This window comes from Actinomadura sp. NPDC000600, from assembly GCF_040492135.1.
In the GTDB taxonomy this organism is placed as follows: Bacteria; Actinomycetota; Actinomycetes; order Streptosporangiales; family Streptosporangiaceae; genus Spirillospora.
This window is the reverse complement of record NZ_JBEUPD010000004.1, coordinates 245,357-265,538: the sequence shown is the minus strand read 5'-3', so window position 1 is coordinate 265,538 and position 20,182 is coordinate 245,357. Positions and strand designations below refer to the sequence as shown.

Here is a 20,182-nt window from a genome sequence, read left to right as displayed (position 1 = left end):
GCGCGAGCACCCCCCGATGTTTGCTAACCTTACGGAGTCCTCGGGGCTGTGGCGCAGTCCGGTAGCGCACCTCGTTCGCATCGAGGGGGTCAGGGGTTCAAATCCCCTCAGCTCCACCGAGACATCCAAGGTCAGAGGCCGGTTCAGGAGAAATCCAGACCGGCCTCTAATCATTTGGCACCCCATCGCCACCAATACCGAGCAACACCAGCCGGCACGATACGGCGCCAACGTCAGCCCCACCCCACATCGACGCGCTCACAATGCCCTGCCGCGGGGCGCGCCCGACGAGAAGGCGATTGTCAGGCGGGCGTCCTACTGCAGTCACGCACGGCACCAGCCGCCAGGTCGAGAACGGATCGGGCGCCGAACCCATGTGCGTCCATACCGAGAAGGCGGCGCGCAAAGAGCGCGCGAGGCACACGTGGCTGTCGGGGCTCAGGACGTGCGCGGAGTGACACTCCGGCCGATGAGTGCTCCGCTGAACAGCGCCGCCGCCTCCAGGACTGGCTGTCCGCGCATCCGGCCGGACTGTGAGAGCGTGCGCATCGCCGGCGTGACCCGCCTCAACCTCTGACCTCCTCGCCTGCGAACGGCGACGGCTTGTTGGTCCAGAAGGCCTCGCCGGCGTGACCGCTGGGGCGCCTGGTGAGTCCCCGACGAACTGCGTCCGTCGTCCGCGGCGATGAGCGATGCCTTTCGGGCCGGTCGCGGGTCTTCATTGGTGAGGGCCTTAGGGGCTTGCAGGAGGAGACAGCGGGGTGAGCCGGACGATGGTTCAGGTCACGAGCGGAAGAGTTGATGCGCAGGGGGAGGGAGTGCGGAGAACGGATCAGGACGAGTTCGCCGCGCTCGCGGAGCCATTTCGCCGCGAGCTTCTGGCCCACTGCTACCGCATGACGGGCTCCGCTGACGACGCCGCGGATCTGGTGCAGGAGACCTACTTGCGCGCTTGGCGGGCCTACGGCGGGTTCGAGGGCCGGTCGTCCTTCCGTGCCTGGATGTACAAGATCGCAACCAATGTGTGCCTCAGAGCCCGCGAGCGACGCGGCCGCCGCCCTCTGCCGTCGGGACTGGGCCCTGCGAGTGAGGACCCCCACATCGCGCCGGTGGAGAGAGCCGACGTCATGTGGCTTGAGCCCCTTCCGGACGCGGCGGTGACGGCGGGACCGGCCGATCCCGCCGCCATCGTGACCGCGCGGGAGACGCTCAGGCTGGCCCTCGTCGCGGGCCTGCAGCATCTGCCGCCGCGGCAGCGAGCGGTGTTCATCCTGACGGAGGCGTTGGACTTCCCCGCCGCGGACGTGGCCGCCATGCTGGGCACCTCGGTGGCGGCTGTGAAGAGCCTGCTTCAGCGTGCTCGCTCCGGCATGGCCCAAGTGACAGCGCAGGAAGGCGTCGCTGAGCCGACCGAGCCGGAGGCGCGCGCTCTGCTCGATCAATACATGGCGGCCTTCGAGAACGGCGACCTGACCGCTCTCGAGCAGGCGCTGCGGAAGGACGCCGCCCTGGAGATGACCGGCTACAGCACATGGTTCTCCGGTCTGGAGACGTGTCTGCGTTATATCGGGGACGTCATGGGGCCACCCGGTACCTGGCGCATGTTTCCCACGAGCGCGAACGGGCAACCCGCCGCCGCCGCTTATCTGCGAACCGACGACGGGACCTACGCCGCGTTCGGCATCGCAGTGCTCACGGTCGCCTCTGACGGCATAGAACGCATCACGCTTTTCGGTGAACCCGCACTGCTGCCGAAGTTCGGCTTCCCGCCGGTATTCCCCTGCAACTGAGCGTGGACTTGGCTCGGCCTGGACGCTTTCCGCGGCGATATCACGCTCCTTTCCCGCCAGAAGTGACGACTCGACCGGCACCCCCCACCTGCTCACACGATCAGGTGGGGGGTGCCCGGGAACGCGGCGGTTCTGACGGTCGCGACACCTACAAGCCGCAGGCGCGTGCGGGAACGATGACCAGGAACTCCAGCCGGCCGCTCGGGGCCGGGCATCGGAACACGTGAGTGTGCGCTAGGAGGCCCTGCCCGCGTCCTTCCCGACGGTGTAGTTCAGTACGACGACACCGGACTCACGGGAATGCGTACCGACCAAGGTCAGCGGCGTCTTGGGGTTCTCACGGACCGCTCCCAGCGGCCGGCCGACGACGACGGGGTGAACCGCGAAGCGGAGCCGATCGAGGAGGCCGTGCTCGAGGAGGGTGTGCGAGAGCTGTCCATGGCCGAAGACGACCAGGTCGCCGCCGCCCTCCTCTTTCAGCTTCCGCACCTCGGAGACCACGTCGCCCCGCACGATCACGGAGTTGTTCCAGTCCGCTCGTTCGAGCTTCGAGGAGAACACGTACTTTCGGATCCCGTTGATCGCGTCGGCGAAGTCTCCGGTCTGCCCCGGCCACCGCCAGGACAGGTCCTCGTAGATGCCGCGTCCCATGAGCATGGCGTCGCATCCCTGCAGGAGCTCGAAGGCCTCCTTGAGGAACTGGTCGTCGAAGTAGTCCAGAGCCCAGGATCCGGGGTCGTCCACGACCCCGTCGAGGCTCATCAGCGTCGACTCGACGATCTTGCGCATATGTCGTCCTTTCCAATTGTGCGGAACCGATGGTGGTGCGGCTCGGGTGTCAGTTCTGCTGACTGACGGGTTCGGGAGGCCACACGTGGATCCGGTCGGCGGTGATGCGCACCGCCACTCGCTCGGCCTCGGGTTCGGGCGGCGGTGCCGCGCCGTCCATGTAGCGGTCGTACATCTCGTGAAGGAGCGCCTTGTCGGGGTCGTCGGTGATCGTCACCGTTCCGCGGATCTCCACGTAGCCGGACGCGTGTGCCAGCACGAGCAGGCTTATGCGGGGATCGCGCTCCATGTTGCGGGTCTTCTGCCGCCCCCTGATCGTGCTGAAGACGACCGTGTCGCCCTCGCGCTTGACGAAGATCACTGAGGACTGCGGCCGGCCGTCGGGGTTCGTGGTGGCCAGGATCGCGGCATGCGGCCCGTCGAGCAGCTCACGGGCGGTGGCGGGCAGGTTGACGGTCAAGGGCCTTCTCCGCTGACGAGTGGTTGATGCGGGGCGTGGCGGGTCGCCCCGCCTCTGCCGCCCCGACCGACTCGGATGAGTCGGATCAGCAATGAAGATCCAGCAGCGGGGCCAGAGGAATCGCAAGGCGGAAAACGCGCCTCAGGCAGCCGTTCGGTTGAACAAGCGGTTTCCCAATCGTGCTAACCGCCATCGGCTTCGTCAGCTTCTTCAGGAAGCTGCGGGGCGGCCCGACATGGGGAAGGCGGTCGAGGTCGAGGAGCGTCTGGCGCGTCGGCGTCCGAAGGCATGGCGCAAGGAGCCCGGGCTGCCGTTGGGGGATTGGGTCGAGAGCAGATTGCAGCGGCGTCTCCGGCTGGAGGACGACGGACGGGCCGATGAGCGACGTCTTGCCCGAGTTCGGCGGCGTGGCCGGCGGGCCAAACTCCGCACCCTCCCCAAGGCGCGAGTCGCGACCGAGGGCACCGTCGAGAGGCGGTGGTAGCGCGCGTTGCTCCCGGCAATGCTTGGCTCCATGGCGCCGGGAAAATCAGGTGTTCGCTTGGAGGCGTCGTGTCAGAGTGGCGCCGTGGCTGGTCCTGAGATGAGCGAGTCCGAGTATCTGCGAGAGATCGAAGCTCGTAGTCGCGCCGTGGTCAACGAGGCTTTCGCCGAAGAGTCATCATGCTCCGGCCGGCGGCCATGCCGTTCGGGATGGACGACGACTACGAGACGGCATGTCAGCGGCTCAACGTGGACCCTGTCCCGAGGGGTGGGCGATCTGGAACACCTGGAGTGAGCAGGGGTTGCCGGTAGCGCTTGTCATAACCGACATCGACGGGACGGAAGGGCTGCTCATCAACTGGGCGAATGGATCGGATGGCTGACAAGAGCTGTGCAGCCATGGGTGAGGCGCGTTGGCCGCTCCTGGTTGATTGCGTCTGGGTTCGGATTCGCGGGCGTTGAGTCGCGTGGTCGGGGGCGGCGATCGTTTCTAGGGGGCTGGTGTGGGGACGTTGCTCAAGCGAGTGAGATCGGTGCCCTGGGGTGAGCTTCGAGATTCCTCGGGGTCAGCGGTCGGAGTTCCGTCGCTGTTGGCGAAGGTCGCGTGGGGCGGTCCGGCTGAGTCGGCCCTGGCGTTGGACGACCTGCGCTTCCGACTGTGCCGGGACGGCATCGCGGTCGAGGAGGCGACCGCTGCGGCCGTTCCGCTGTTGTGGGAGTTGGCACAGGCGCCGCAGGTGGCATGTCGGTCCGAGATCCTGCGGTTTCTGCACGAGATTTGGTGTAGTCGCGCCTGGAGCCGGGCCGCAGCGGAGTCGCCAGGCTCGCCGGATTATGTGCTGAAGGCGAATTGGGAACGTTCGGCTCATCGGGCGGTCAGGGCCGGAGTTCTCACTGCGCGTCGGTTGGTGCTGGATCCCGATATCGAAGTGGCCTGGGCGGCGCAGCAGCTCGTCACCGCTCTCGGCGAGGGCTGAGGAGAGCGGGGCAGGGGCCCACGGCGGCCGTTGTTTCGATGACCTGCGTCTAGTCATGGGTCTGTTGCTCCGCCGTACGGATCAGGTGGAGTGGGGGGCGGTCCAGCTTGTGAGGAGGCTTAGGGCCTCGGCGGTGGGGGAGGCGGGTTCGACGTTGTAGACGCACAGGGTCTGCTCGGTGTCGCCGGGGACCTGGAAGGACTCGTAGGCGAACTCCAGGTCGCCTACGACGGGGTGGTGGTAGCGCTTGGTGCCGTGGGTTCGGCGCAGGACGCGGTGGTCGTTCCACCAGGTGGAGAACTCGGGTGATTTGACGGTGAGTTCGCCGATCAGGTCGGCGAGCTGCCTGTCGTGGGGGTGGCGGCCCGCTTCGAGGCGGAGGACGGCGACGGTCTCGGCGGCGATGCGTTCCCAGTCGCCGACCTGCTCGCGGGCGGCGGGGTCGAGGAGGTAGTAGCGGGCGAGGTTGCGCTGCGGGACGGGCAGGGCGTCGAAGTCGGTGAGGACCTCGCGGGCGAGCCGGTTGGTGGCCAGTACGTCGGTGCGGCGGCCGAGGATGAAGGCGGGGACGTGCTCCAGGGTGTGGAGCATCAGGTGCAGGCCGGGACGGACCCGCTGCGGAGGCGCGGGGGTGCGGCGGGCGGGGGCGGGCCTGGCCAGGAGGTCGCGCAGGTGCTCGCATTCGGCGGGATCCATGCGCAGGGCCCGGCACAAGGCGTCGACGACCTCGGCGGAGGGGTTGGTGGCGCGGCCCTGTTCCAGGCGGGTGTAGTACTCGGTGCTGACGCCCGCGAGCCGGGCGATCTCGTCGCGGCGCAGTCCGGGCACCCGCCGTACCCGCCCGTCGGAGGGCAGGCCGGTCTCGTCCGGGTTGATCCGTGCGCGGCGGGTGCGCAGAAAGTCCGCGAGCTCCCTGTTGGCGGCCATACCCCCAGTGTGTGCCGGGACGGCCCGTGGGTGACCACCGAGGGTGGTCCTGCCGGTACCTGTTTTGCCGGTGCCTGCCCTAGCAAGGTCGTCTTAGGCGATTTCAGGCGGTGTTCTGGCTGATGTTCTGAAGGTGACGGTCGGTGACCGCCGGCCGGGAACGTCACCTGAAGGGTTGGACCATGACTCAGACCTCCGCCACCCCGCTGTCGGGCCGCGTCGCAGTGATCAGCGGTGCGTCCAGCGGTATCGGCGAGGCCACCGCCGAGCAGCTCGCCGCCCAGGGCGCGACCGTCGTGCTGCTGGCCCGCCGCGAGGACCGGCTCGCCGATCTCGTCGCGCGGATCGAGAAGGACGGCGGCTCCGCCGTGGCGATCGGCGTGGACGTGACCGACGCCGCCGCGGTCCAGGCCGCCGCCGACCGGGTCGCCGCCGAGCTGGGCGGCGCGGACCTGCTGTTCAACAACGCCGGGGTGATGCTTCCGGCGCCGGTCGAGGAGCTGGCCGCCGACCAGTGGAAGCACCAGATCGACCTGAACGTCACCGGCCTGATGAACACGATCGGCGCGTTCGTCCCGCAGCTGGTCGCGGCCGGAACCGAGCGCGGCGTCGCCGACCTGATCAACACCTCGTCGATCGCCGCGCAGAACATCTTCCCCAACTTCGCGGTGTACTCGGCCACCAAGGCGTACGTCACGCACCTGTCGCGGCACCTGCGCGTCGAACTCGGCGCCAAGAACGTGCGGGTGGCGGCGATCGAGCCCGGAATCGTCGGCACCGAGCTGCAGAGCCACGTCACCGACCCCGGCGCCCAGGAGTGGCTTGAGGGCTCCAAGGAGACGATGGAGTGGCTCACTCCGCAGGACGTCGCCGCCACCATCGGCTTCCTTGCCGCGCTGCCGCCGCGCGTCAACCTCCAGCAGGTCACCATCATGCCCACCGGCCAGCCCTCCTGACCCCCGGCGCGGCCCGGGCTCCGCATGGCGGCGGGGCCCGGGCTCGCCGCCTCGCGCGCGACTTATGGAGTCGGATCGGCTCCGTTCGCGAACGGGTTCCCCGGATCGGTACGGCTGTGATCGCTTAGCCTCCAGACCGGGTCCGGCTCTGACGGGTTTTCGACCCTCACCCGATGAGCGGCGGCCTCCAGCACCGGCCGTGAACCCGGACCGTGCCGTCGGCCAAGGAGAGGTGACCCCGGTGCCCGCAACGGGCCCTGACGAAGGGACACCGCTCTATGGCCGAAGCGCCGCCAGGCTCGAAGGCCGCGTTCTCGACCGACGTCGACGACGCGAGCCTCATCGAGCGGTCGCGGAGAGAACCCGAACTCTTCGCAGCGATCTTCGATCGCCACGCCGACCGGCTGCGCGGGTACGCCGCGCGCCGTCTCGGCCCCGACGCCGCCGACGACGTCGTCGCCGACACGTTCCTGATCGCCTTCCGCCGCCGGGACCGCTACGACCTCTCGCGTACGGACGCGGCGCCGTGGCTGTACGGCATCGCCACCAACCTGATCGGCGAGCGGCGGCGGGCCGAGGTGCGGATGTACCGCGCGTACGCCCGCTCCGGCGCCGACCCCCTCGCCGCCGAGGGCCACGCGCAGCGGGTGGCCGACGCCGTCTCCGCGCAGGCGGAGGGCTCGCGGCTGGCCGCCGCCCTCGCGTCGCTGAAGAAGCGCGACCGCGACGCGCTGCTCCTCTACACCTGGGGCGACCTCTCGTACGAAGAGGTCGCCCGCGCCCTGGACGTGCCGGTCGGCACGGTGCGCTCCCGTCTCAACCGCGCCCGGCGGAGCCTGCGCGCGGCCCTCGGCACCCCGACGACGAGTGAGGACTGACCATGGACGAACTGAACACGCTGCGGAACATGCGGGCCTCCCTGGCCGAGCCCGAGCCGGTACGGCTCGCCGCGGTCCGGTCGCGGGTGACCGCGGGATTCGGCGAGCGGGGACGCCGCGTCCGGCTGCCGCGCACCGGCGTCCGGCTCGTGGCCGTCGGCGCCCTGGCCGTCACGGCCGCGGCCGGGATCACCGTCGCCCAGAACCTGGGAGGCGTGGACGAGGACGGCCATCGCCGGTCCGGCATCCCGGGCCTGCCCGCCGGGCCCGTCGCGTCCGCCGCCGAGCTGACCCACCGGGCCTCGCTCAAGGCGGCGACCGAACCCGCCTGGAACCCGCGCCCAGACCAGTGGACCTACGTCAAGGAGTTGCTCGCGACGTCCTCCGCGGGCACTGCCGGCTCCCTGTCGGGACGACCTGACAAGCGCACCACCGTCGAACGCTGGATCCGGGTGGACGGCATGCGGCGGGCGACCATGGAGAACGGCGGACGGCTCGAGAACGCTCCGACCACGCCGATGGACCGCTCGGCCGTGCCGCGCCCCGACTACACCTACCTCCGGTCGCTGCCCACCGACCCGAAGGCCCTGCTGGCGCTCGTCTACCAGCAGTCGGGGCAGACGCCCCTCGGGCGCGACGCCGGGGCGTTCACCACGATCCAGGACCTGATGAGCCGCAGCGTCCTGCCGCCGAAGCTGCGCGCGGCGCTGTACGGTGCGCTCGCCGCGATCCCCGGCGTCCGGTTCGCCAGGGACGTGACCGATGCGGCCGGGCGCCACGGCGTCGCCCTCTACCGGATCGACGAGGGCTACCTGCGCACCGACGTCATCATCGACCCGACCACCTTCGCCTACCTCGGGCACCGCGCCATCGCCGTCAAGGACCACACGTCGACCGGCGGCGACGGCACCGCGCGGTTCACGAAGGGCCAGAAGCTCGGCTGGTCCGCCCAGCTGGGCACCGCCATCGTCGACCGGCCCGGAACCCGGGGATGAGAAGGCCCCTGGCCGTCACCGGCGTCACCGGGTCCCGCGTCGCCGACTCCGTCACATAGCCGGCGTCCGCCGGGTTCGGGCCGTTCGCAGATGCGGACGGCCCGGACCGCTGGGCCCGGTCGGGACGGTGTGATCAGCGGTCGGTCGGCACTTCTGCCAGCGCCGGCCTGGCCGTCCGCGACCGCCGGCCTAGCCGAGACCGTCAGGTGAGCCAGTTCAGGATGCGGGCGTTGATCTCCCGCGGCTGCTCAAGGTGCAGGAAGTGGCCCGCTCCTTCGATGATCTCCATCTTCGACCCCTGCGGCAGCCCCTGCTCGGCGTCCCGCACGAGGTCGGCCGCCAGGGCGCCGTCGGCCGCGCCGTGCAGGTAGAGGATCGCGCGTTCCCCCTTGCGGCCGGCCGCGGCCTGCTCCTCGGCATAGGCCTGGAGATGGTGTGAAACGTCCAGCAGCGCGCGGTAGTAGCCGATCGCGGCCGCGACGTTGGCCGGCTCGCTCAGGCACTGGACGACGTGCGCCACGTCCTCGGCCGCGGCGTACCCGGGGGACCAGTCGCGCCACAGGCCCTCGATGAAGTCCGGGGTGAGCGCCAGCTCGGCGAGAGGGGTCTGGAACAGGAAGATGTAGAAGGACCGCTTGAACTGCTCGTAGCCGAAGAACGCGTTCAGCATGGCGGACACGGGCGGGACCGCCAGGGTGACGACCGTCCTCCAGCGGTCCGGTGCGTGGGCGGCGGCCGAGTACGCGGCGATCGCGCCCCAGTCGTGGCCGATCAGTACCGCGTCCGAGCCGCCGCCGAGCGCCTCGTGCAGCGCGTTCGCGTCGGCCGCGAGCGCCCCGCTCTGATAGGCCCCGTCCGACGGCACCTCGGTGGGCGCGTAGCCGCGCATGAACGGGGCGACCGCGTGATAGCCCGCCGCGGCGAGCTCGGGGAGCAGATGCCGCCAGGAGTAGGCCGAATCGGGGAAGCCGTGCAGGCACAGGGCGAGCGGGCCGTCGTCCGGCCCGGCCGACAGGTAGCCGAAATCCAGACCGTTGGCTTTGATCGTGCGTAGCGGCTGAATCATGTCGATCTCCGTCATGTCGCTCAAGAGGCGCTCCGCAGGGGCTTGCCTTCGAAGCGGGTCATGTCCGCGCCCTCGTCGTAGGCGGCGAACCAGGTCTCGGCCCAGGCGGGCAGGGGCTCGTCGGCCGGTCGGTGGTGCGGGGTCTGCGACAGCAGGAGCCGCAGGAGGGCCACCATGAGCTGGCGGCCGGGCACCGCTTGGAAGGCGGTCGGACGGTCCGACGAGCGCCTCCGGGGTCCGATGAGGGGGAGGTGCACCGCGGCCTCCCGCACCCAGGCCTGCTTGGAGTTGATGCGGCGGAGATCGGTTTGCAGGTCCTCGGGCGGTACGTGGCGGTGGAAGCCTTCGATGACCTCACCGTAGAGCCGGGTCAGATGCCCGAAGACCCGCGGGGCCGTCCGGGTGCGGTACCAGGGGTCGTCGATCAGCCCGTGGTAGATGACCAGCGCCGAGCTGCGGTGCTCGATCTCTTCGACCAGATGCCACACCAGCAGGGAGGCGACCCTCGCGTCGCCCGGGCTGAAGAGCGTCGAGCGGTTGTCGAGCATCATCTTGAACAGCGGCGTGAACGTGGCCTCGACGGCGGCGATGTAGGCGATGCCGAACTCGGGCGACTCCCGCTCCCGCAGCCGGTCGTAGTCGGCGATCGCGCCGTCCAGGACGTCCCGCAGACCGGGGTACTGCCGGATGAGCGCGTTGACGTGGAGCCGGTGTGCGCGCGAGTGCTGCCCCTCCTGCCGCAGGAAGGCCTCGGCCTCCTCGACGATCCCGGGGTCGCTCAGCCTCGGGAGGACCTGCCGGGTGACGCCGAGGATGTACCGCTCGAAGGCGATGGCCAGCACGCTGAGCGCGTTGACCAGCAGGCCGAAGTCGGGATTGGCGGGATTCCACTGGAAGGGCACGGACTCGTCGAACTCGAATGGGATCTTGCGGATCTGCAGGTCGGTCACGGTGGCGTTCTCCTTGTGACATCCCGCGGGCGTTCGCCATGGCGGAGGCCGAACCAGGGCGGACGCCGAGGGCGGCGGACGGCACGTCGGCTCGGCATGCCTCCATGTTGACACTCTTTGATCGACTGTCAAGGGAGAGAACGTTCAGGTCATATCTGTCACCCATGGCGTAGTGATTGGGTTGATGTCAGCTATATGGACAGTCCGCTTGATAGTGTCGAGCCTGTGAACAGTTCCGCACCGGCCAACTTCCACGCGCGAGTTCGCCACCAGCTGCATCACGACGCCCTCGACGCCGCGTACCGGCTCCTGGTCGACCGGGGCTGGGCGGCGGTCACCATGACCGCGATCGCCGCCGAAGTGGGCGTCAGCCGCCAGACCCTCTACAAGGAGTTCTCCTCCAAGGACGAGATCGGCCAGGCCCTGCTGAACCGCGAGGCCGCACGGTTCCTCGACGGCGTCGCCGACCGGCTCGCCACGCACGACGACCCCGTCGCCGCGATCGAAGCCGCCGTCCGCTACGGACTCACCGAGGGTTCGGCCAACCCGCTGCTGCGCGCCGTGCTGTCCGGCGACCACGGCGGCGACACCCTGCTCGGCCTCCTCACCGCCAACTCCCAGCCTCTGATCACCCTCGCCGGGCAGGTGCTGCAGGAGCACATCACCGCCCGCGCACCCCATCTGGACGAGGAGGACGTCACCGCCACCGCCGACGCCCTCGTCCGCCTCACCGCCAGCCACCTGCTCCAACCCCTCGACCCCACCGAGACGACCGTCGCCCGCCTGACCCGCCTCGCCCGCCGCAACCTCGTCCCGCGCAGCGACCCCGACCAACCGTGATCCCGCCCCGTCCGGGAACGCGCTCTGCTCGGCCCCGTATTGGGGCCGAGCCGGTGGGCGCTACTTCGCGGGTCGCTCGCGGTGCGGAACCGGCCGGTTCCGGCGGCTCAGGAGCGGGGCGAGTACGGCGGCGACGATCAGGTGCAGCGACCCGAGGATGAGCCGGGTGCCGCTTGACGCCTCGACGTACAGCACCGGCACGAACGACACCAGCAGCACGATGAAGGCCGATCCGGTCCAGATGGCCGGAGCGCGGTCGGTCAACCGGTCCAGCGCCGCCCGCGTGGCCGAGGCGAGCAGACCCACGACGAACGTGACGCCGGCGGTGAGGGGCAGGCCGACCACCTGGCCGGGCCGTCCATCGCCGGGATCAACGCGAAGGTCGACGCCCAGGCCGTGCGCCGCGGTCCACACCAGGACCGTGGCCAGGACGGCGCCGCCCACCGCGTAGGCGTAGCGGCGGAGGTTCTGACCGGCCGGGCGGGTGGGAGTGGTCGTCATCTGGGCTCCTTCAGGGAATGAGGATGGCCTTGCCGCTGGTGCGGCCGGCTTCGGCGTCGCGGTGCACGGCCGGCAGTTCGGTGAGGGGGCGGGACGCCGTGGCGTCCACCCGCACCGCGCCCGCGTCGATGAGGGCGACGAGTTCCGCGAGCTGACCGGGGCCGTTGCGGGCGCGGCGGGATTCCAGATCGTCCTGCGCGGCCCCTGCTGGCTCATTCCCGAAGAGGGTGAGCCCTTCCCGCTCGCCGTCGGCGACGTGGTGTTCCTGCCCCACGCGGGTCGGCACGGCCTGGCCGACGCTCCGTCCACGCCGCTGGCCGAACACGTCTGCGACCCGCGGGAAGGCCCCAGGTTCGAACGCAGGTACGCCGCGCCGCCGGTCGGCCGGGCACCCGCCGGTGCTTCGACCACGGTGACGTTGTGCGGGGCCTACGAGCTCGACGCCGCTCGCGTCCACCCGCTGCTGGACACGCTGCTGCTCTACATCCTGCGGGCCTGGTTCGCCGACCAACCGGCGGACGGCGGGGCCACCGGATGGGCGGCGGCGCTCGCCGATCCCGCCGTCAGCGCCGCGTTGGGGGCGATCCACGACGATCCGGCACGGCCCTGGACCGTCGCGAGCCTGGGCGCGCACGCGGGACTGTCGCGGGCCGCCTTCTCCCGCCGTTTCACGGCGCTGGTGGGGCGGCCGCCGCTCGCGTACCTGACCTGGTGGCGGTTGACGACCGCGATGCGGCTGCTACGCGACTCCGACGCTCCGCTGAGCGCCGTGGCGGAGCAAGTCGGGTACGCCTCGGAGTTCTCCTTCGCCAACGCGTTCAAGCGCGAGTTCGGTGTCTCCCCCGGGCGCCACCGGCGCGACAGCCGCACTCCTGGCCGGCCGGACCGGACGGAGGACGCCGAGCCGTCATCCGGCCGCGAGGCGTTTCGGGGCTGAGAGCCGCCAGGCCTCGGTGACCAGCTCTCTCATTTCCTCGGGGTCGACGCTGGCCAGCTTGACCTCCACCCATGCGAAGCGCCCACTGGCCCAGGACGGGGAGAAGGTGCCGGGGTCGTCGGCGACGAGGGCGGCCTGTTCCTCCCGGGTGGCCTTGAGCAGGACGAAGCCCTCGTCCTCGTTGAGATAGCAGAACCCCTTGTCGCGGACCCGGAAGCCGGTCAGGTTCGAGAACGCCTCGCGTTCGGTGACCTCCGGCAGGTCGAGCACCATGTGCAGGAACTCCTCAGGACGCATGCCCGAAGGTGTACCAGCCGGGTCGGACGCTTCACCGCCGTCGAAACCACCGCGGTCACCGGTCCTGCCCGGCCGATGGGAGGACCGCCCCCGCCGAGACCGTCTCACTCGGCGGGGGCGCCGGCAGTGGCGGATGCTCGGGGCCCGTGCTTTCAGCGCGTGGACTTGGGTTGGATGGACTGGCCGTGGTGGAAGACGTTGAGGGGGTCCCAGCGGGCCTTGATGCGCTGCAGGCGGTCGTAGGCGTCCTTGTAGTACAGCTGCGACCAGGGCTGTTCGGACTTGTTCCAGTTGCCGTCGGACAGGTCGACGTCCGGGTAGTTGATGTAGCAGCCGTCGCTTCGGCCGCCGGTCTCCGGGGCGCCGCCGGTCTCGGCGAAGGTGGCGCGGTAGGTCTCGCGGATCCATTTCAGATGCCGCGCCTCGGCCTCGTGGTCGGGGAGCGAGTCGCTGGGCCGGTTCCAGTACACCTGGTACTGCATTTTCAGGATCGAGTCGCGTTGCCGGGTGGCGGTGTCGCGGGGCGGACGGTTGACCGCCGAGCCGTAGGAGTCGATCTGGATGACCGCCGCCTTGTTGTCGTAGTCCTTGAAGTGGGCGTTGCCGAGGTAGTCCCACATGGCGCCGATCTGGTCGTCCGTGAGGGGTTTGCGCAGGTAGGCCGACTTGTACTTGCCGCAGCGGTTCTCCCCGGAGCCGTTGAGGGCCTGCGTGGCGGTCAGCCACGGCATCATGCGGGGGTGCCATGCGTTGGGGATGGCGGCGTGCTCGGCGACCGACTCCCACATCGGCCTCGAGTCCGGCACGGCGCGGCTGTCGACCTGGCGCAGGAAGTCCTGCATCGCGGCGACACCCGCGTCCTTGGTGTCGCCGGGATCGTCGGTGGCGGTGTCGACCTGGGCGACCAGGCCGATCTCGCCGTTGGCGCGGTGGTTGAGGGTCAGCAGGGCGAACAGCCGTCCGGCCGCGGTGCCGGGGTCCTGGTGGCGGGCGAAGTAGTCGCAGTAGTTGGCGACCAGTGGAATGAAGTCCTTCTTCTCCTTGAAGCCGGACCACGGCCAGGCGCGGGCGGTGATGAGGACCTTGCGGGGCGGGGTGGGCAGGTCCCGGAACCAGAACCGGGTGACGACGCCGAAGTTGCCGCCGCCTCCGCCCGTGTGCGCCCACCACAGGTCCCGCACGTGGGGGTCGGGGTCGTCGCGGGTGGCGACCACCAGGTCCACGGTGCGGTCGCGGTTGACCACGGCGACCTCGACGGCGTAGAGGTAGTCCACCGTCAGGCCGGCCTGGCGCGACAGCAGCCCGTAGCCGCCGCCGGTGATGTGTCCGCCGAGCCCGACCGAGTAGCACGATCCGGCGGGCAGGGTGCGGCCCGACAGCGGGAACAGGTGGCTGTAGACGTGCCAGTTGGTGGCGCCCGCCTCGACGGCCCAGGCCTCCAGGCGCGGGTCGTAGGCGATGCCGCACATCGGGCTGAGGTCCAGGATCACCCGGACGTCGTCGCCGCACACGAAGTCCTCGTAGCAGTGGCCGCCGGACCGGACGGTGACGCGCGTGCGCTTCGGGTCGGCGGGCTTCTGGTTGACCGCCTCCCGCAGCGCGGTCACCACGCCGTCCGAGGAGGTGATCAGCCGCACGTACTCCGGGTGGGCGATCCACCGCTGGTTGAAGCCGCGGCTCAGCGTGGGGTACCGGCCGTCGTCGGGTCCGATGGTGATGGCGGGACGCTTTTCGGGTTCGAACGGCGGAGGGTTGGGGGGCATGCACTGACCTCCGGGGGGACTCGAGCCGGTGACCCGGCCGGGCGGAAGGAGGCGGCCGATCCGGGACGCGGGGGACGCCCGGATACGTCCGTTCCCTCCACTAGTAGTTGACCCAGAGTGTCGCTGTGAATGCTCTGAGTAGTAGATCGTTGGAAGATCTCTGGCGGTCGACGCCCCCGGAGCGGCCTTCTGCCGGCCGCCGTTCGGGCGGCGGGGTCAGGGGTTGCGGACGCGGTGGCGGGCGTGGTCGGCGGCACCGTTGCCGGTGATCAGCCACAGGGTCGTCAGGTCGTCGATGAGGATGTCGAGCGGGACGGCGACGGTGCCGTTCACCCAGGCCAGGATGGTTTCGGCGGTGCCGCCCACCACGAAGGGCGGGGCCGTCCGGGCGAGGCTGTCGGCGGCGAGTTCGACGCCGTGGATGGCGCGGGCGTGGTCCATGAGGATCTCGGTGAGGCCCTGGACGACGGCGGCCCGGTGCTGCTGGATGAGCGGCGGGCCGCCGACCATGCCGAACAGGACGCGCGCCTTGCGGGGGTCGTCGGCCAGGCCGTGGACGACCGCGCCGATGGCGGCGCGGGCCTGGCCGGCCAGAGGGAGGCCGGCGGAGGCGGCGTAGGCGTCGAGTGCGGCCTGGCCGACCTCCTGGGCGATCTGGTCGATGGCCGCGACGGCGAGCTGGTCGAGGTCGGTGAAGCTCTCGTAGAAGTAGCGCTTGTTCAACTCCGCTCGGGCGCACAGCCGCGCGACGGTCTCGGCCCGCCAGGCGCCGTCGGCCATGGAGGTGAGGGCGGCGTCGATGAGCCGCCCGCGGCGGACCGCCTTGCGCTGGTCGGCGGACTGCCCTCCGTAGGCGCGCCGCCGGACCGTCTCGTCTGCCACCAGGTCATGGTGGCATCCCGCCGGACCCGCTCTTGACACCTCCCGCCCGCCATCTGGTACAAAACTGTACCAGATTCGATCCGTGGAGGTTCTCGATGACCACCGAACGTGCCGCCGCCGCGGTGCCGCGCCCGGCCGGCGAAGCCGCGGGATCGGGCGATCCGCTGCTGGACGAGCTGCGGGCGCTCGCCGCCGTCTCGCCCTGCCGGGCCCGGGTCGCGGGCTGGGAGTACCTGCGCGAACTGGGGCGCAAGAACGACCGCGCCGCGATCTCGGCGCTGTTCGCCCGCGGACTGCCCCCGGGCGAGCTGGACGGGAGGCTGGAGGGCCTGATCGTCGGCCGGCTGTTCGGCATCCCGGAGGCGGCGCTGGCGAACCCGCTGCTGGCGATCGACCCGACCTGGCTGGGCAAGACCTTCGACGCCGCCGCCGGAACCGGCTTCAACCGGCTGATCCCGCTCGCCCGGTACGCGATGCGGGTGATCGCCCCCCGCTACGGCGGGCTGCGCCGCGCCGGGAACGCGATGGAGGGGTTCGACTTCGACCACCGCCTGGACACCGGGCTGATCGAGCCCCACATCCCGGTCCGGGCCCTGGACTACGGCGTGAGCGCCTATCGCAACCCGAGCGTGCGGACGTTCCCGATCAAGCGGACCCGCGACGAGATCGTGGAGCTCCTGCCCGGCCTGTACCTGGGCCGCGCCCTGCTGACCATGCACAGCGGCGAGATCCGCACGGTCGCCCACTTCGCGCTCCGCGAACCGGTCGCCGGGCTGCGCGCATGATCGAGCTGAAGGGCGCGGTGGTGTGCGTGACCGGGGCCGCCCGGGGCATCGGCCGCTGCACGGCCGCCGCGCTCGCCGCCCGCGGCGCGCGCGTGTGGATCGGGGACGTCGACGGCGACGCGGTCGCCGAGACGGCGTCCGACCTGGGTGTGAAGGGCCATCTGCTGGACGTCACCGATCCGGAGGGCTTCCGGGCGTTCCTGGACGCCGCCCGCGCGGACGGCCCGGTCGACATGCTGGTCAACAACGCGGGCATCATGCGGATGGGCGCGTTCTCCGAGCAGTCGCTGGCCGGCCACCACCACGAGATCGCCGTCAACCTGGCCGGTGTGGTCAACGGCACCTACCTCGTCCTGCCGGACATGATCGCCCGGGGGCGCGGCCACATCGTGAACGTGGCGTCCATGGCCGCCAAGGTGACCACCCCCGGCATCGCGGTCTACTGCGCCACCAAGTTCGCCGTGGCCGCGCTGTCGCGCGCCGTCCGCGCCGAGCTGCACGGCACCGGCGTCACCCTCACCACGATCATGCCGGCCGCCACCCGCACCGACCTCACCTCCGGTGTCTCCCTCGACCTCCAGCCGACGCTGAAGCCCGAGGACGTCGCCGAGGCGATCGTCGCCAGTGCCCGGCACGGCCGCCGGGAGGTCACCGTGCCGCGCTGGCTCGCCCCCATGGGCGCCGTGGAGCAGGCCCTGCCCGAACCGGCGCTGGAAACCCTCAAACGCGTCGTCACCCGCCACCGTCCGCCCGGCGACTTCGACCCCGACGAGCGGCGGGCCTACCTCGACCGCACCGGCCCCTGACCCGCTGTCCGGGCGGACGCGGCACAGCGGGGACGCCCTGTCCGCCCGGCGGCGCTCCGGTCACCGCAGGTGGTCGATGATCGCCGCGGTGACGTCGGCGGTGGTGGCGGAGCCGCCGACGTCCGGGGTGAGGACGCCGGCGCCTGTGGGGACCACCGAGCTGAATCCCGCCTGATCCCCCGGCGCGCCACGAGCACGTGAAAGCCTGGTCCGGCGGACGACCGGGGAGAGAAGGGCGGGCATGGCGAGCGAGACGGAGCGGCTGGCCGGCTTCCTGTACGAGATCGGCCTGCTCAAGCGCTACAAGCGCACGGGCTGGCTCGTGGCGGGGGTGAACGCCCCGGAGAGCATCGCCGACCACTCGTTCCGTACGGCGGTCATCGCGAGCGTCCTGGCCGCGCTGGAGGGCGCCGACCCCGCCCGCGCCGCGCTGCTGAGCCTCTTCCACGACAGCCAGGAGACGCGCCTCACGGACCTCCCGTACCTGGCCAGACCGTACGTGGAGAAGGCGCCCAACGAGCAGGTCACCGAGCACCAGACACGCGGCCTGCCGGAAGCGGTGGCCGCCCTGATCACGGGTGCCGTAGCGGAGTACGAGGGCAAGGACAGCGCCGAGGCGCTGTGCGCCCGCGACGCCGACAAACTGGAGTGCCTCATCCAGGCCATCGAGTACCGGGAGCAGGGCAACCGGAACACCCAACCGTGGATAGACAGCTCACTGGCCCAACTCCAGACCCCGTCGGCCAAACGCCTCGCCGAGCAGACCCAGAAAACCGGCTCCCTAGCCTGGCTAACCCAAGCCCTGAACACCCCCAGAAACCCTGAAGACCTCCCGTGACCCCGCCGCCGGATTCAGGACTGCGAATGTGCCGGCCGATGCTCTTGCCGCCCTCGAGGAGTACGGCCTTCCGGCTCACCGCGGCGTGTCCGCGGCCGCGGGGTCGCGTCTGGGCGGGAGGGCGAGGGAGGCGGCGGCGATGGCGAGCAGCATGACCGCCATGATCAGGAAGGCGTCGCCGTAGGCGTCCGCGAGGGACGGCGGGGTGGGGGCATGGTCTGCGACGGCCGCGGTGAGGGCGGCCAGGCCTAGGGCGCCGCCCACCTGTTTGGCGGTGTTCATCAGGCCGGAGGCCGCCCCGGCGTCGCGCTCGGTGACGCCGGAGGTGACGGTGGCCGTCAGGGGCGTGTTGAGCAGGCCGCCGCCGACGGACATGAGGACCGCCGGGCCGAGCACGGCCGAGAGGTAGCCGCCGTCCGCGGTGATGCGGCTCTGCCACAGGAAGCCGGCGGCCGCGACGAGGGCCCCGGCGATGACGAGGGCCCGGTCGTCGACCCGCCTCATCAGCCGCGGGGTGGCGCGCAGGCCGACGATCATCGTCAGGAGCGTGTGCGGGAGGAAGCCGAGGCCCGTCTCCAGCGCGGTGTAGTGCAGGACGTCCTGCATGTAGAGGGTCAGGAAGTACCACATCGGCACCTGAAAGCAGGCGCCCGCGAGCAGCATGACCGCATTCCCGGCGGAGACCGCCCGGATGCGGAACAGCCGCGGCGGGATCAGCGGGTCGCGGGCGAGGCGCGTCTCGATGAGCGCGAACGCCGCGAGGAGGAGGGCCGCGGCGGCGAGGGCGGCCGCGGTCACCGGGTCGTCCCAGCCGCGCGGTCCGGCCTGCATGATGCCGTAGGCGAGCAGCGCCAGGCCGGCGGTGGCCGTGGCGGCGCCGGGAAGGTCGAGGCGGGCGGCGCGCCCGGTGCGGCGGCGGGCGGCGGGCAGGCGGCCGGTCAGGGCGAGCGCGGCCGCGCCGATCGGCACGTTGATCAGCAGGATCCAGCGCCAGGACAGCGACTGCGTGAGGACGCCGCCGACGAGGTTTCCCGCCGCGCCGCCCGCCAGGCTCACCGCCGTCCAGACGGCGAGGGCGCGGGTGCGGCGGGGGCCTTCGGGGAACGTGGTGGTGAGGACGGTCAGGGTCGCCGGAGCGAGGACGGCGGCGCCGACCCCCTGCGCCGCGCGCGCCGCGATCAGCAGCGCGGGCGTGGTCGCCAGGCCGCCGATCAGGCTCGGGACGGTGAACAGGGCGAGGCCGGCGACGAGGACGCGTCTGGTCCCGTAGAGATCGGCCAGTCGCCCGCCCAGGAGCAGGAAGCCGGCGAAGGCGAGCGTGTAGGCGCCCGCGACCCACGGCAAGTCGGTGGCCGCGAAGCCCAGGGACGCCTGGATCGAGGGCAGTGCGACGTTCACCACCGAGACGTCCAGCACGACCATGAACTGGGCGGCGCAGGCGAGGGCGAGGATCACCCGGGACGCGCGTGCGGCCGGCGCCTCGGCGGTCGTGCGGGCACCGTCCGGTCCGGTTCGGGTCACGTCCCACCGCCAGTCTAATCAATGTGATCACATCGTGTTGCTCGCCCCAGGCTAGGGTCGGCTAGGTTCTGAGGTCAATCCGATGTGATCGCATCGATAAAGCCGGGAGTGGTCGATGGAGCGGCGGACGCGCGGGCCGGGGGCGGGCCACGAGGTGCGGCGGCGGGAGATCGCCGACGCGGTGCTGGTGGTCGTCGCCGAGCGCGGCCTTCCGGCCGTGTCGCTGACCGAGGTCGCGGCGCAGGCGGGGGTGTCGGCGGGACGCGTCCAGCACTACTTCCCCACGAAGCAGAAGCTCGTGGAGGCCGCGTTCGAGCGCGGCAACGAGTTGAGCGCCGCCCGCATCAGGTCGCTCGTGGGCGAGGACCTCGAAGGCGCCGAGCGGCGCACGGTGCTGAGCGTCGTGCTGAGCGAGCTCATCGCCTACGACCCCGAGACGCGGGCGCACATGCGCGTCCGCCAGTCCTTCACCGCGCTGGCCCTCACGGACGAGGCGATCGCGGAGCGCATGCGGGCGGACTACGCGCGCTTCCACGACCAGGTCGCCGAACTGCTCCGCAAAGACCGGGAGGCTGGGCTCCTCCGCGTGGCGGTGGACCCCCGCGAAGCGGCCGTCGATCTCGTCGCGCTCGCCGAGGGCCTCGCCTACTACGTCCTGATCGGCGTCACCGCACCGGAGGCGGCGCGTGACCGCGTCCTCAACGCGATCGCCGCCCTCTACCCCTGACGCGTGAGCGCCGG

The 20,182-nt window shown here is 71.1% G+C and carries 21 protein-coding genes, 1 tRNA gene and 1 pseudogene; 12 read left to right on the top strand and 11 right to left on the bottom strand.

Annotated features, from left to right (window positions below):
* The first annotated feature begins 42 nt into the window (after positions 1–42).
* Together ABWI07_RS08430 and ABWI07_RS08425 are read left to right on the top strand one after the other, a co-directional pair.
* A tRNA-Ala gene (locus ABWI07_RS08430) sits at positions 43–116 on the top strand.
* 645 nt (positions 117–761) lie between these two features.
* The gene (locus ABWI07_RS08425; RefSeq protein ID WP_235036996.1) at positions 762–1,790 is read left to right on the top strand and encodes a sigma-70 family RNA polymerase sigma factor; all 1,029 of its coding nucleotides are present in this window, start codon (positions 762–764) and stop codon (positions 1,788–1,790) included.
* Positions 1,791–2,024: 234 nt separating this feature from the next.
* On the opposite strand, the gene ABWI07_RS08420 is transcribed toward ABWI07_RS08425, so the two are convergent.
* Together ABWI07_RS08420 and ABWI07_RS08415 are read right to left on the bottom strand one after the other, a co-directional pair.
* Positions 2,025–2,579 carry a dihydrofolate reductase family protein gene (locus ABWI07_RS08420; protein WP_353818108.1) on the bottom strand — a complete coding sequence of 185 codons (555 nt, stop codon included), beginning with the start codon at positions 2,577–2,579 and terminating at the stop codon, positions 2,025–2,027.
* 49 nt (positions 2,580–2,628) lie between these two features.
* The gene (locus ABWI07_RS08415) at positions 2,629–3,039 is read right to left on the bottom strand and encodes a PPOX class F420-dependent oxidoreductase (protein ID WP_149261065.1); all 411 of its coding nucleotides are present in this window, start codon (positions 3,037–3,039) and stop codon (positions 2,629–2,631) included.
* 1,073 nt (positions 3,040–4,112) lie between these two features.
* Between ABWI07_RS08415 and ABWI07_RS08410 the strand changes: the two genes are divergently transcribed.
* Positions 4,113–4,499, top strand: a complete 387-nt coding sequence (locus ABWI07_RS08410; RefSeq protein WP_149261063.1) for a hypothetical protein — start codon at positions 4,113–4,115, stop codon at positions 4,497–4,499.
* 81 nt (positions 4,500–4,580) lie between these two features.
* Here ABWI07_RS08410 and ABWI07_RS08405 read toward each other — a convergent pair whose 3' ends face one another.
* A complete protein-coding gene (locus ABWI07_RS08405) occupies positions 4,581–5,426 on the bottom strand; it encodes a helix-turn-helix transcriptional regulator (protein WP_353818107.1) in 846 nt (281 codons plus the stop codon).
* Between the two features lie 182 nt (positions 5,427–5,608).
* On the opposite strand from ABWI07_RS08405, the gene ABWI07_RS08400 reads away from it, so the two are divergent.
* From ABWI07_RS08400 to ABWI07_RS08390, 3 genes are all read left to right on the top strand, one after another.
* A complete protein-coding gene (locus ABWI07_RS08400; protein WP_149261061.1) occupies positions 5,609–6,382 on the top strand; it encodes an SDR family oxidoreductase in 774 nt (257 codons plus the stop codon).
* Between the two features lie 278 nt (positions 6,383–6,660).
* Positions 6,661–7,260 carry an RNA polymerase sigma factor gene (locus tag ABWI07_RS08395; protein ID WP_149261060.1) on the top strand — a complete coding sequence of 200 codons (600 nt, stop codon included), beginning with the start codon at positions 6,661–6,663 and terminating at the stop codon, positions 7,258–7,260.
* 2 nt (positions 7,261–7,262) lie between these two features.
* The gene (locus tag ABWI07_RS08390; protein WP_353818106.1) at positions 7,263–8,255 is read left to right on the top strand and encodes a CU044_5270 family protein; all 993 of its coding nucleotides are present in this window, start codon (positions 7,263–7,265) and stop codon (positions 8,253–8,255) included.
* 202 nt (positions 8,256–8,457) lie between these two features.
* Here ABWI07_RS08390 and ABWI07_RS08385 read toward each other — a convergent pair whose 3' ends face one another.
* Positions 8,458–9,336 carry an alpha/beta fold hydrolase gene (locus ABWI07_RS08385; protein WP_353818173.1) on the bottom strand — a complete coding sequence of 293 codons (879 nt, stop codon included), beginning with the start codon at positions 9,334–9,336 and terminating at the stop codon, positions 8,458–8,460.
* Between the two features lie 5 nt (positions 9,337–9,341).
* Positions 9,342–10,271 carry a metal-dependent hydrolase gene (locus ABWI07_RS08380; RefSeq protein WP_353818105.1) on the bottom strand — a complete coding sequence of 310 codons (930 nt, stop codon included), beginning with the start codon at positions 10,269–10,271 and terminating at the stop codon, positions 9,342–9,344.
* 225 nt (positions 10,272–10,496) lie between these two features.
* Here ABWI07_RS08380 and ABWI07_RS08375 point away from each other — a divergent pair, with 225 nt between their 5' ends.
* The gene (locus tag ABWI07_RS08375; RefSeq protein ID WP_353818104.1) at positions 10,497–11,111 is read left to right on the top strand and encodes a TetR/AcrR family transcriptional regulator; all 615 of its coding nucleotides are present in this window, start codon (positions 10,497–10,499) and stop codon (positions 11,109–11,111) included.
* 60 nt (positions 11,112–11,171) lie between these two features.
* On the opposite strand, the gene ABWI07_RS08370 is transcribed toward ABWI07_RS08375, so the two are convergent.
* Positions 11,172–11,612, bottom strand: coding sequence for a DUF6069 family protein (locus ABWI07_RS08370; protein ID WP_353818103.1), 441 nt, complete (start codon positions 11,610–11,612; stop codon positions 11,172–11,174).
* A 10-nt stretch (positions 11,613–11,622) separates the two neighbouring features.
* Positions 11,623–11,727, bottom strand: coding sequence for a hypothetical protein (locus ABWI07_RS44475; protein ID WP_502912806.1), 105 nt, complete (start codon positions 11,725–11,727; stop codon positions 11,623–11,625).
* Here ABWI07_RS44475 and ABWI07_RS08360 point away from each other — a divergent pair.
* Positions 11,722–12,549 (top strand): annotated as a pseudogene (locus ABWI07_RS08360) (helix-turn-helix transcriptional regulator); the annotation flags it as partial. The gene ABWI07_RS44475 and the pseudogene ABWI07_RS08360 sit on opposite strands and share 6 nt — an antisense overlap.
* Here ABWI07_RS08360 and ABWI07_RS08355 read toward each other — a convergent pair.
* The 3 genes from ABWI07_RS08355 to ABWI07_RS08345 form a co-directional block, all read right to left on the bottom strand.
* Positions 12,520–12,846: an MmcQ/YjbR family DNA-binding protein gene (locus ABWI07_RS08355; protein ID WP_353818102.1), complete on the bottom strand. Its 327-nt coding sequence runs from the start codon at positions 12,844–12,846 to the stop codon at positions 12,520–12,522. The pseudogene ABWI07_RS08360 and the gene ABWI07_RS08355 sit on opposite strands and share 30 nt — an antisense overlap.
* A gap of 152 nt (positions 12,847–12,998) precedes the next feature.
* Positions 12,999–14,609, bottom strand: a complete 1,611-nt coding sequence (locus ABWI07_RS08350) for an FAD-binding oxidoreductase (protein ID WP_353818101.1) — start codon at positions 14,607–14,609, stop codon at positions 12,999–13,001.
* A gap of 216 nt (positions 14,610–14,825) precedes the next feature.
* On the bottom strand, positions 14,826–15,491 hold the full coding sequence (locus ABWI07_RS08345) for a TetR/AcrR family transcriptional regulator (RefSeq protein WP_149261052.1): 666 nt from the start codon (positions 15,489–15,491) through the stop codon (positions 14,826–14,828).
* 95 nt (positions 15,492–15,586) lie between these two features.
* Here ABWI07_RS08345 and ABWI07_RS08340 point away from each other — a divergent pair, with 95 nt between their 5' ends.
* From ABWI07_RS08340 to ABWI07_RS08330, 3 genes are all read left to right on the top strand, one after another.
* Entirely contained in the window at positions 15,587–16,276 is a 690-nt protein-coding gene (locus tag ABWI07_RS08340; protein WP_149261051.1) for a hypothetical protein, read from the top strand.
* Positions 16,273–17,082, top strand: coding sequence for an SDR family oxidoreductase (locus tag ABWI07_RS08335; RefSeq protein ID WP_353818100.1), 810 nt, complete (start codon positions 16,273–16,275; stop codon positions 17,080–17,082). Before ABWI07_RS08340 ends, ABWI07_RS08335 begins: the two co-directional genes overlap by 4 nt.
* A gap of 241 nt (positions 17,083–17,323) precedes the next feature.
* Positions 17,324–17,920 carry an HD domain-containing protein gene (locus tag ABWI07_RS08330; protein ID WP_353818099.1) on the top strand — a complete coding sequence of 199 codons (597 nt, stop codon included), beginning with the start codon at positions 17,324–17,326 and terminating at the stop codon, positions 17,918–17,920.
* Between the two features lie 75 nt (positions 17,921–17,995).
* Here the strand turns inward: ABWI07_RS08330 and ABWI07_RS08325 are convergent, their stop codons facing one another.
* Positions 17,996–19,441: an MFS transporter gene (locus ABWI07_RS08325; protein WP_353818098.1), complete on the bottom strand. Its 1,446-nt coding sequence runs from the start codon at positions 19,439–19,441 to the stop codon at positions 17,996–17,998.
* 115 nt (positions 19,442–19,556) lie between these two features.
* Between ABWI07_RS08325 and ABWI07_RS08320 the strand changes: the two genes are divergently transcribed.
* Complete coding sequence (locus ABWI07_RS08320; protein ID WP_353818097.1) at positions 19,557–20,168, top strand: TetR/AcrR family transcriptional regulator; 612 nt, start codon at positions 19,557–19,559, stop codon at positions 20,166–20,168.
* The last annotated feature ends 14 nt before the right edge of the window (positions 20,169–20,182 follow it).